At 68.1% G+C, this 9,759-nt stretch carries 13 protein-coding genes; 9 read left to right on the top strand and 4 right to left on the bottom strand.

The annotated features are described in order from the left end of the window. The 4 genes from K6I34_RS23650 to K6I34_RS23635 all read left to right on the top strand — a co-directional run. Positions 1-249, top strand: a 249-nt coding sequence (locus tag K6I34_RS23650; protein WP_229328349.1) for a LysR substrate-binding domain-containing protein, incomplete at its 5' end; no start/stop codon positions are given. A gap of 148 nt (positions 250-397) precedes the next feature. Continuing rightward, a complete protein-coding gene (locus K6I34_RS23645) occupies positions 398-2,101 on the top strand; it encodes a ubiquinol-cytochrome c reductase cytochrome b subunit (protein WP_229328348.1) in 1,704 nt (567 codons plus the stop codon). Positions 2,102-2,133: 32 nt separating this feature from the next. After that, a complete protein-coding gene (locus tag K6I34_RS23640) occupies positions 2,134-2,367 on the top strand; it encodes a hypothetical protein (RefSeq protein WP_229328347.1) in 234 nt (77 codons plus the stop codon). A gap of 326 nt (positions 2,368-2,693) precedes the next feature. Continuing rightward, the gene (locus K6I34_RS23635) at positions 2,694-3,338 is read left to right on the top strand and encodes an HAD family hydrolase (protein ID WP_229328346.1); all 645 of its coding nucleotides are present in this window, start codon (positions 2,694-2,696) and stop codon (positions 3,336-3,338) included. Here K6I34_RS23635 and K6I34_RS23630 read toward each other — a convergent pair. The 4 genes from K6I34_RS23630 to K6I34_RS23615 all read right to left on the bottom strand — a co-directional run bounded on the left by K6I34_RS23630 (position 3,335) and on the right by K6I34_RS23615 (position 6,370). Continuing rightward, complete coding sequence (locus K6I34_RS23630; RefSeq protein ID WP_229328345.1) at positions 3,335-4,186, bottom strand: NAD(P)-dependent oxidoreductase; 852 nt, start codon at positions 4,184-4,186, stop codon at positions 3,335-3,337. The two genes, K6I34_RS23635 and K6I34_RS23630, sit on opposite strands and share 4 nt — an antisense overlap. Continuing rightward, positions 4,183-4,770: a guanylate kinase gene (locus K6I34_RS23625; protein WP_229328344.1), complete on the bottom strand. Its 588-nt coding sequence runs from the start codon at positions 4,768-4,770 to the stop codon at positions 4,183-4,185. Before K6I34_RS23625 ends, K6I34_RS23630 begins: the two co-directional genes overlap by 4 nt. Continuing rightward, a complete protein-coding gene (locus tag K6I34_RS23620; RefSeq protein ID WP_229328343.1) occupies positions 4,767-5,783 on the bottom strand; it encodes an AAA family ATPase in 1,017 nt (338 codons plus the stop codon). The genes K6I34_RS23625 and K6I34_RS23620 overlap by 4 nt, the downstream gene beginning before the upstream one ends. A 233-nt stretch (positions 5,784-6,016) precedes the next feature. Then, positions 6,017-6,370 (bottom strand): winged helix-turn-helix domain-containing protein, encoded by a 354-nt coding sequence (locus K6I34_RS23615; protein WP_229328351.1) that lies wholly within the window; start codon positions 6,368-6,370, stop codon positions 6,017-6,019. Positions 6,371-6,998: 628 nt separating this feature from the next. Here K6I34_RS23615 and K6I34_RS23610 point away from each other — a divergent pair. From K6I34_RS23610 to K6I34_RS23590, 5 genes are all read left to right on the top strand, one after another. Then, entirely contained in the window at positions 6,999-7,262 is a 264-nt protein-coding gene (locus K6I34_RS23610; RefSeq protein ID WP_229328342.1) for a hypothetical protein, read from the top strand. A 148-nt stretch (positions 7,263-7,410) separates the two neighbouring features. Further along, on the top strand, positions 7,411-7,704 hold the full coding sequence (locus K6I34_RS23605; protein ID WP_229328341.1) for a hypothetical protein: 294 nt from the start codon (positions 7,411-7,413) through the stop codon (positions 7,702-7,704). Continuing rightward, on the top strand, positions 7,701-8,348 hold the full coding sequence (locus K6I34_RS23600; RefSeq protein WP_229328340.1) for a GGDEF domain-containing protein: 648 nt from the start codon (positions 7,701-7,703) through the stop codon (positions 8,346-8,348). The genes K6I34_RS23605 and K6I34_RS23600 overlap by 4 nt, the downstream gene beginning before the upstream one ends. Continuing rightward, positions 8,345-9,367, top strand: coding sequence for a DUF2637 domain-containing protein (locus K6I34_RS23595; protein WP_229328339.1), 1,023 nt, complete (start codon positions 8,345-8,347; stop codon positions 9,365-9,367). The genes K6I34_RS23600 and K6I34_RS23595 overlap by 4 nt, the downstream gene beginning before the upstream one ends. Continuing rightward, positions 9,367-9,747, top strand: a complete 381-nt coding sequence (locus K6I34_RS23590) for an RRQRL motif-containing zinc-binding protein (protein ID WP_229328350.1) — start codon at positions 9,367-9,369, stop codon at positions 9,745-9,747. The genes K6I34_RS23595 and K6I34_RS23590 overlap by 1 nt, the downstream gene beginning before the upstream one ends. The last annotated feature ends 12 nt before the right edge of the window (positions 9,748-9,759 follow it).

Genomic DNA, 9,759 nt, shown 5'->3' with positions numbered 1-9,759 from the left:
CCCGAGGGCCTGCCCGTCCCCGCGGGCCCCATGGTCTCCACCCTCCAGGAGGGCCTCACCCTCGTGGCGGCGAACCGCGGCGCGATGCTCCTGTGCCAGTCCACGGCCGACTACCACCGCCGCCGCGACGTCGCCTACGTGACGCTCACGGGCGTCCCCGACTCCGCCCTCGGCCTGGTCTGGAACCGCGCCCGCGAGAACTCCCGCATCAGGGCGTTCGCGGAGGTGGTGGGGGAGGAACTGGGCTGACCACCGGCCCCGGCAGGGGTGAACGTACAGGGCGAGGCCGACACTCCCCGGCAAATCCTGTGTTATGCCGCAAACCAATGGAAGATGTGACCGTGGTAACAGCTATCGCGGTTTCGGACGGCTTCCCCGGTACGCAGGAGCGCGGCGCATGACGAACACGCATGGGACCCCCGCCGGTACTCCTGCCGGGACTTCCGCCGGTGGACCGGCACCCGCCGGCGGGGAATCCCGGGGCGAACGGCTCGCGAACTGGGCCGACGGCCGGGTGGGCCTCTACTCGCTCGCCAAGGGGAATCTCCGGAAGATCTTTCCCGACCACTGGTCCTTCATGCTGGGGGAGGTCGCGCTCTACTCGTTCCTCCTCATCATCGTCACCGGCGTCTATCTGACGATGTTCTTCAAACCGAGCATGGACGAGGTCGTCTATCACGGCAGCTACACACCGCTGAGCGGCGTGCTGATGTCGCAGGCGTACAAATCCACGGTCGACATCAGCTTCGACGTCCGCGGCGGCCTGCTGCTGCGTCAGCTGCACCACTGGGCGGCGCTCATCTTCGTCGTGGCGATGCTCGTGCACATGATGCGCGTCTTCTTCACCGGCGCCTTCCGCAAGCCGCGCGAGCTCAGCTGGCTGTGCGGCGCGGGGCTGCTGATCCTCGGCATGTTCGACGGCTTCATGGGCTATTCGCTCCCCGACGACCTGCTGTCCGGCACGGGCATCCGGTTCATGGAGGGCGCGATCCTGTCGCTGCCGATCATCGGCACCTATCTGGTGATGTTCATCTACGGCGGGGAGTACCCCGGGCACATCTGGGTGCCCCGGCTCTTCACCGTCCACGTGCTGCTGATCCCGGGCATCATGCTGGGGCTGCTGGTGGCCCACCTGATCCTGGTCTTCTACCACAAGCACACGCAGGGGCACGGGCCCGGCCGGAAGAACGGCAACGTCGTGGGCCTGCCCCTCATGCCGGTCTACATGGCGAAGGCGGGCGGCTTCCTCTTCCTCACCACCGGCATCATCTCGGTGATCTCCGCCATCGCCCAGGTCAACCCCATCTGGGCGTACGGCCCTTACCGGCCGGACCAGGTCACCACCGACGCCCAGCCCGACTGGTACATGGGTTTCTCCGAGGGGCTCATTCGCGTGATGCCGGGCTGGGAAATCAATTTCCTCGGGCACACCCTCGTACTCGGCGTGCTGATCCCGCTGATCATCTTCCCGAGCGTGTTCCTGGCGATCTGGCTCTATCCCTTCTTCGAGGCGTGGCTCACCGGCGACAAGCGCGAACACCACGTGGCCGAACGGCCGCGCAACAACCCGCGCCGCACGGCATTCGGCGCGGCCTGGGTCGCCGAATATCTGCTGCTGCTCGTGGGCGGCGGCAACGACCTCTTCGCGACGCACTTCCACATCTCGCTCAACGCGATCACGTGGTTCGTCCGCATCGGTTTCTTCGTGGTGCCGGTGCTGGTCTACATCGTCACCCACCGCTGGTGTCTGGGCCTGCAGCGCCGTGACCACGAAAAGGTCCTGCACGGCCGGGAGACCGGCATCATCACCCGGTTGCCGCACGGCGAGTTCGTGGAGATCCACGAGCCGCTGGCGCAGGAGGACCGGGCCTTCCTCACCGCGCACGACCAGCTCCGGCCCGTCGAGGCGCCGAAGGGGGTCGACGAGAACGGCGTCCCCCGCAAGATCGGCTGGACGGAGCGGCTGCGGGCCAGGCTCTCGCTGGCGTACTTCGGCCGGGACGGACAGATCCCGAAGCCGACCGCCGAGGAGTACCTGGCCATCCAGGAGGAGCACCACGCCCACGAGAAGGAGCAGGTCACCGCGGAAGGCCACCGCTGACCCGGCGCTGCCGCTACCCGTACGGCCTGCTCGTGCCGGTGGCGCGCGTCGCCACCACGGAGGCGGCGGAGGCCGTCCGCGCCTTCCTCGGCGCCCGCGGCATCCGCTCCACCACCGTCCCGGTCCCGGCCCGTCCGCGCTGGCGTCGGGTGCGCATCCGGCGGCACCGGCCCGGGCCTCCGCGATGGCGCCATCAAGTACTGGTGTTCGCCGACGACGCGGCCCGGGCACGGCTGCTGGTCAACGACTGGACCTTGCCTGTCTGAGCCCGTCCGGGCCCCTCCCGAACCCGCGGGCGTCCGGACCCGCGCACCACGCAGAACACCCCTCCGACCACGTTTCCGTGGTCGGAGGGGTATTTTCAGCGGTAGCGGAGGGATTTGAACCCTCGGTGACTTGCGCCACACTCGCTTTCGAGGTCTGTTCGTGCTGGTCAGGGCATGATCCGTGGTTGTTCAGGGCCGTTCATACCCGTACGCCGGATGGCGGCGGGCGAGTCTCGCGTACGGCTGTGAACGGGCGCGTACGGCTATGAACGAGACGGAAACTGAGACGGAGCGTGGACGGACGGCCGATCCCGTAGCGTCGCTGTGTGCTGGCACTTTTCGACCTGGACAACACTCTGATCGACCGTACCGCGGGCCTTGAGGACTGGGCCCGTGATTTCGTGCGCTCGCGTGCCCTGCCCCATGAGGCAGAGGCCATCATCTGCGATCGGCTCAGCGAGCGGGCTCACCCTGAGGACTTCGTGGACCTGCGGGCGATCCTCCATCTCAGCGACGCCCCGGACGACCTTTGGCACGAGTACGTCGATGGCGTCGCGCACTCGGTGCGCTGCTTCCCCGGGGCCCGGGAAGGGCTCGAAGCCCTGCGCCGCGCGGGATGGACCATCGGCATCGCGACGAACGGCGCGGGCGACATCCAGCGCGCCAAGCTCGCTGCGACCGGTCTCGCCCCGTTCTTCGACGGCATCTGCGTCTCGGGGGAGGCGGGAGCGCGGAAGCCCGAGCGCCGCCTCTTCGAGGCCGCGGTGGCGGAATGCGGCGCCTTGCTCAGCGCCGGAGGGTGGATGGTCGGCGACAACCCCGAGACGGACATGGGTGGGGCAAGGGCGGCAGGCCTGCGGACGCTCTGGGTGGCCAACGGCCGCGAGTGGACCGATGGCCTCCCCGGGCCCGACGTCATGGCGCCGGGCATCGTGGAGGCCATCGAGGTACTGCGCGGGGTCACGGTCTAGGTTGACTCCCCGTTCGGGCCCGTGTGCAGCTCCTCTAGTACGAGCGCGAGATCCGGTGTCGTGTCCTTGAGTCCTGCCCACCTCTCCATCACGCTTGCCGCGGCGTCGGCCAGATCAGAGGGGAGCCCAGCCTCTTCGAGGGCATGCGCCGCCTCCTTCATCTCCGGGCCCCAGCGCCATGACCGGGCGGCGACCTTGGGGAAGTACGCCGTCTCTGCCAGGTAGCTGGTCGTACGTCCTTCGGCGATGTCCAGTAGTTCCCCCTCCACTCCGTGGTCACTGGCGAGGGCGTAGGCGACGGCGGCCAGTGCGCGGCTGGCCTTCTGGTAGCTGCTGTACGACAGCTTGAGAGCGGATGCTTGCCCGATGCCGCCGGACAGGGCGCGCGCCTGGACGGCGCTCCCCTCGAAGAGTCGGGCGACCGGGGGCAGCGCGTCGGCGGGGCCGGAGAGGTAGAGGCGAGGGCTCTTCGAGTCCGACGGGGGTGACCCGATCACGGAGCCGTCCACGGCGGTCGCCCCGGATTGCTGCACGATGGCGCTGATGTTCGCCATCGTCGCGGGGGAGACCGCGTTCCCGTCGACATAGATGCGGGCGTACGAGCACGCCGCGACGGCCCGTGCCACGTCTTCGGCAACGGCCGGCGGGCACAGGCTCAGGATGATGTCGGCCCGCTCGGTCAGCTCGCTCAGCGCTCGTACCGGCGTGAGCCCGTACCTCTCTGCCCGTGTCTTGCTGCTGGCACTGCGACCGACCGGGCACCACAGAACCTCAGCACCGGAGCGCCGCGCCTGAGCGGCGACGGCGGCTCCCATGCTGCCCGGGTGCAGGATGCCGAGCGTCGTCATCCGACAAGCTCCCGGATGTTCCGGCACTCGGCTGAGGCGGTCGCCGCGAGGGCGTCGATGATGGCGTTGGCGGACTCGGTGGGGTTGAGCTGGTCGGTCCGAAGGGTGAGGGTCCAAGGCGCGGTTTCGTTGTCCAACAGGTCCTCTCGGGTCTCATGCCAGACCTTCACCCGAGCCTCGACGTCCTTGTCTCCGCGGCCGACGGAACGCGACTCCGTGACGTCCAGGGGGCACCACAGGAGTACACGAATCCAGTGCAGGGGGAAGGCGGCCACCGCGCTGGCCCCTACGACCTGCCCCATGTGCAGAACCGGGATGCGGTCGGCGTCGACCAAGGCCGCGATGCCCTGCCGGTCGATGGCGTACTCAGCGTCGTAGCGGGCGTTGTGGTAGAGGAGTTCTCCCGCACGCGACAGCTCTTCGATGCGGTCCGCGGTCGTGAGCCGGTATCCCGTTGTACGCCCGGGACCGGCCTTGAGCCGCTCGAAGAGCGCGAACTCCGGTCGGAGCCGCGTCAGTTCCCTGGTGATGGTGTCCTTGCCGGAGCCGGGCGGCCCGTAGAGGATCACGCCGGACGATGTCACAGCCCACCGCCGCTCAGCACGTCGCGTGCTTCGTCGACCAGGGCGACGGCAGCACCAAGACGGTTGTCGACGACGAAGTGCGGCCCCTGAGGGCGGAACTTCAGATCGAGCCCCAAGGCGTATTCGTCCCACGCTTCCATCTTCCAGGCGTCGCGTGCCGCGCCACGGAATTCGATGTACTCGCGCATGGATTCGACGTCGCACTCAACCCATATGGTGGCGACCGAAACCCGCTTGGATCGGCAGCGATTCTGGAAACGCTGCATCCAGTCGGCTTGGGCGAACTCAGTAATGAACGGTGCGTCCAGGATCGCCGAGATTCCGCAATCCAAGTTGTCCCAAGCGGCTTGGATGAGGCACTGGTATTCCAGTGGCCGAACCTTCTCCCGGTAAAGATCCGAACTCCGGTCGTGCGCTTTCCCGCCCAGCGAGACGAGAAACTGGTCGACCAGCGGGCGCGTCAGCGAGTCCTTATCGAGGATCGGCCAGCCGGTGAGCCCTCCGAGGAACTTCGCAAACTCAGACTTCCCCGATCCGGCGTACCCCCCGACCAGGATCACGGTCGGCCCATCGGTGCTTGCCCCTGCTGTGTGGCCGCTCCATGCGTTGACCACCCGATTGCGCAGAGCCTCACTGTCGACATCGTCGGTACCTTCGCGGATGCTGCTCAGCGCTTTACGTACTGCGTCCGGTTGGGCGGGGAGCTTTCGCTCAGCGGAAGCGGGCGCCGGTACGGATTCCACAGGGGCATCCTCTCCGGGCAGGGCTTTACGGAAGCCGAGTTGGGCCTCATTGCGACGATAGAGACGGCAGTACGCCCGGCGATAGTGCGGACCGGGATACACCGAACCCTTTTCGTGGCCCCAGATTGTTTGGAAGTTTGCGGCAATGTTGAAGCCGTGACGCTCTGCGATTTCGCGGAGCTTCTCCCCCGTATCTTCCAGAGTGAGCCCTATTTCCTCGCGGTGCATTCGCAGAAGTTCGGGCTTCCAATCTGAGTGCTTCCGAGCCATCTGCCCCTCCTAGATAGCTGGTCGGAACCGTGAGTGTAGCGGCTCGACTATGCCTATGGAAATTCGTGATAGCGCATGTGTAAGCGGATGTATAAAACCGCTTCGAATTTGTCAGGTAGCGGAACGTGATACACGTTTCGGCGGCGTGGCGGTGAACTTGTGGCACACCGAACGAGGAGGTTCAGATGCCACACGCCACGGCTCTGCAGGTCCCACCTCGGCCCGCCGGAAGGTCATCCGCCTTCCAGGGTCGCGACGCGCTGGCGCAGCTCCCCGACCTCGGTCCGGAGCTTCTCGACTTCCTCACGCAGTTCCGCCATGGCCCCGACCGGATCGGCGAGTTGTGCGGCGGCGCTGTCGGCGCCAGCGGTCAGGAAGACGCCTTTGCCCTGGTGGCTCACCACGAGGCCGTCGGTCTTGAGTTGGTTGATGGCGGTACGGGCCACGGTCACCGTGATCCCGTATCCCTTCTGAAGCTCCCCGTACGAGGGGAGCTGTCCGGTGTCGGCGAACTCGCCATCCGCGATACGTCGCCGCAGGTCATCGGCTACCTGCTGGTAGGCGAACTTGCCGGTCCACTCGACCATCTGCACCCCAGGTCTCGTCTCTGTCTCTGCCTCATAGTGCCCAAGCCTCAGAGCTAGAACCAGCGTCCCACGCTGCTTGTTCCGCGAGGGCACTTGACGCACTCTGCCTCAGAGTGCACTCTGAGATGGAGTTGGGTGAGTGACTCGGTCCCGCAAGGGGCGGAGTGCTCGTACGACCTGCTTGACCTGCACAACAACTGGACAGTGATCGTGCGGGGCTGACGCGAGAGCGGCGGTCGCGGTAGGTGCCTAGGGCGAGGGTCCGGGGGCAAACCGCTGTGATGGACGTGGCTCTCCCCCTACGCGCTTGGCAGCGCCACCCGGGTTTCGGGTGTGGGGAAGTACAGCGGGGCCCCAACGCACGTGGCGGCAAGAGTGAGACCGCCCCCGCGTCGACCGGGTGATGTCGTCGGCGGCAATGCCAAGCCCACCAGCTCCGGAGAACACCCCACCTTGATGTTGGGGTGCCGCCTGGTGTGGGCCGCCCTGCTGGCGTCAGAGCAGCGACGATGACGCACTTCAGATTTTCCGCCCCGATGGTCGCAAGGCCGGGTTCGACTCCCGGCCGGGGCACGCCTCCCCTCGGTCAGTCCGGCTGGGGATTCGTCAACCGTGAGGACGACCTGTCATGGGCTTGTTCACCCCGAAGTATCCGACGTCCGACACCCCCGGCGCTGAGAACGGCTCGCAGAAGCGACGTTCCCGTAGCCAGGAGACCTACGACCGGATGTACGCGGTCCGGGATGCCGCCGAAGCCATCAAGAAGGAGCAGACGCGCGCCTGGCTCGATGGGAAGCGCCCGATCGGTGACCCGGCTGCCGACCATGACGCCGCCTACGCGATGGCCAAGCAGGTGGTGCCCGAGCCCCCGAAGCGCCGCCGCTGGTTCTGACTCCGCACCACCGCCCCGATGGTCGAAGGCCGGGTTCGACTCCCGGCCGGGGCACTCACCCTTCCGCCCCGGGGCGGGCGCCATCTCTTCCACAAGCCGCGCCCGCCCCGGCATCTCTCCCATCCCTCCAGTGATCAGGAGTTTCGTCATGCGTTCGTACATCAGCGGCCACCAGGCCGTGACCAGCAACGACTTCATCGAACTGGCCCTTGGCACCCCGGTTGAGCTGTGGCTGGGGGTGGATGGTGAGAGCGAGTTGGAGCGGGCGGCCCGTCTGGACGCGGCCCGCGACATCCTCGCCGAGAACCCCGGCTTCCCGGACGACGCGATCCGCGTCGCCGCTCAGGCGATCGAGGAGCACGCCCCGGAGCTGTTCAACGTCGTGCCGATGGCGCGGCCGGTGCCGCGTTCCCGTCGGGCCCGGAAGGGGGCGGCGGCGTGATCGAGCTGGTGGCTGCTGCCGCGGCGGCTGTGCCGCTGGCGGCTGGCTGGTCCTGGCACGCGCTGCAACTGCGCCGCCGGATCACGGACGCGCGCCGCGACCCGCTCACCGGGCTCGCAACCCGCGCCGAGTTTGAGGAGCGTGCTGCGGCGAGTCTCCTGCGGGGTCCGCGTGTGGTGATGGTCCTGGACTTGGACGGCTTCAAGCAGATCAACGACGCCCTCGGCCACGCGGCAGGGGACGAGGTGATCCGCATCGTGGGCCGTCGCCTGGCCGCGTGGGCCGACCAGCACGGTGGGATCGTGGCCCGGCTCGGCGGGGATGAGTTCGCGGCCGTGCTGCCCGTACTCAGCTACGCGGATCTTGACCGGACGATGGACGGCCTTGGTGAACAGCTCACCGTTCCGGCCGTGTTCGAGGACTGCGAGGTGCCGGTGGGCTTCTCTGCCGGTGTCGTGTGGTCCCACCCTCGCCAGGTCCCGAATCCGGGGCTTGCGGGGTGGCTGCGGCGCGCGGATGAGGCGATGTACCTGGCCAAGCGCTCCGGCGGCGGCTGGCACCTCGCGGTCGGTCCGGACCCGGCCCTGCCCACCGTCAACGGACGGCGCAAGGGGCGGCGAGGTTCCTCGGGGGTGGCGGCATGAAGGTCGCTGCCATGGCGTCCAAGCAACTCGTGGGCGCGGAACGCACGCTGAGCCTGGGCACCTGGAGCATCACTTTCGGGGCGGTCCTCTTCAGCGTCCTGACGGTCACGCCGCTGGTACAGCGCACTATGCCCGCCGGGTGGGGATGGACGGCGCCGATCCTGCCGCTCGTGGTCGACTCTGCCGTGGTCATCGTGATCCGTCTGGATTCCACGGTGGCACGGCTCGGGGGCGACGCGGGAAGGTGGCCGGCGATCCTGCGTTGGCTCACCGGCTTGATGACGGTCGCGCTGAACATCGGGGACTCTGCGCTCAAGGGTGATCTGGTCGGCGTGGGTGTTCACGTCGTCGCCCCCGCCTTGCTCATCGCGACCGGTGAAGCCGGGCTCGCTTACCGCCGCGCGATCACTCGCCGACTGGACGAGATCGCTCGTGAACAGGCAGAGCAGACCGAGCGTGAACGCGCCGAGCGCAAGGCCCGTGAACAGGCCGCCCGGGACGAGCGTGAACGCGAGCGTGAGGTCCGTGAACGCGCTGAGCGAGAGAAGCGCGAGCACACCGAATGGCTCGAAGCCCAGCGCGCCGAGCGCGAGGCGAACGAGCGGCGTGAGCAGCGCGAACATGAGGAACGTCTCCGTCGCGAGGAAGCCGAGCGGCAGGAGCGAGCCCGGCATGAGCAGCGCCAGTACGAGCTACAGCGCGAGGAACGCGAGCGGGCCGACCGCGAGCGCCGTGAACAGCAGGAGCGGGCCGAACGTGAACAGCGTGAACGCCAGGTTCGTGAACGTGCTGAGGCCGCCGCTCGTGAACGCGCCGCACGCCCCAAGCAGACCCCCGCGCCGCGAGCGGTGAACACCCCCGCAGCCGACAAGATGAACGAGCTGGACGCACTCGCCACGGTCCGCTCCGGGCACGCTGCGGGCGACTCGGTGCGCACCATCGCGGACCGCACCGGATGGTCGGTCGGCTGGGTCAGCGCCCGCCTGACGGAGATTCGCGACGAGCAACAGGCCGCGTGATGCGGCTGACGCTGGCCGACTGCTTCGACCCCACGGGCGAGCGGTTCGGTCTGCCTACCTATCCGTGGAAGCTGGCCCCCGAGGGGCTGGCGACCCGCCGCCAGCTGTGGGCCCGCGATCTGCGGCCCGGCGGGCAGGGCATCGCCGCTCAGCTCCTGCGTCCGCGTCGCCGACGCGAGCTGTTGACCGCGTACCTCTACCGCGTCGACCTGGCCAAGTCAGTGCGGCCGATGACGCTTGCCAGGCGGGCCGCGCTCGCCAAGGCCAACCGCGCACGCCGTACCTGCCCCGAGTGCCGACGGGATGCCGGATACGCCATCCCCGCCTCGCTCGGCATGTGCGTCCCCTGTGCCCACCCCGAACCCCAGATCGCTGCCTGACCAGCCCATTTC

This window comes from Streptomyces sp. UNOC14_S4 (assembly GCF_020740835.1).
GTDB lineage: Bacteria > Actinomycetota > Actinomycetes > Streptomycetales > Streptomycetaceae > Streptomyces.
Note: the sequence above shows the minus strand (reverse complement) of the source record. Positions and strands in the feature narration are given on the sequence as shown.

Excerpts from the sequence above, each read along its gene's own strand:
- K6I34_RS23630 (WP_229328345.1), bottom strand. The coding sequence starts at position 4,186 with ATGACGACGCTCGGCATCCTGCACCCGGGCAGCATGGGAGCCGCCGTC.
- K6I34_RS23595 (WP_229328339.1), top strand. The coding sequence starts at position 8,345 with ATGAAGGTCGCTGCCATGGCGTCCAAGCAACTCGTGGGCGCGGAACGC.
- K6I34_RS23610 (WP_229328342.1), top strand. The coding sequence starts at position 6,999 with ATGGGCTTGTTCACCCCGAAGTATCCGACGTCCGACACCCCCGGCGCT.
- K6I34_RS23590 (WP_229328350.1), top strand. The coding sequence starts at position 9,367 with ATGCGGCTGACGCTGGCCGACTGCTTCGACCCCACGGGCGAGCGGTTC.
- K6I34_RS23645 (WP_229328348.1), top strand. The coding sequence starts at position 398 with ATGACGAACACGCATGGGACCCCCGCCGGTACTCCTGCCGGGACTTCC.
- K6I34_RS23615 (WP_229328351.1), bottom strand. The coding sequence starts at position 6,370 with ATGGTCGAGTGGACCGGCAAGTTCGCCTACCAGCAGGTAGCCGATGAC.
- K6I34_RS23605 (WP_229328341.1), top strand. The coding sequence starts at position 7,411 with ATGCGTTCGTACATCAGCGGCCACCAGGCCGTGACCAGCAACGACTTC.
- K6I34_RS23620 (WP_229328343.1), bottom strand. The coding sequence starts at position 5,783 with ATGGCTCGGAAGCACTCAGATTGGAAGCCCGAACTTCTGCGAATGCAC.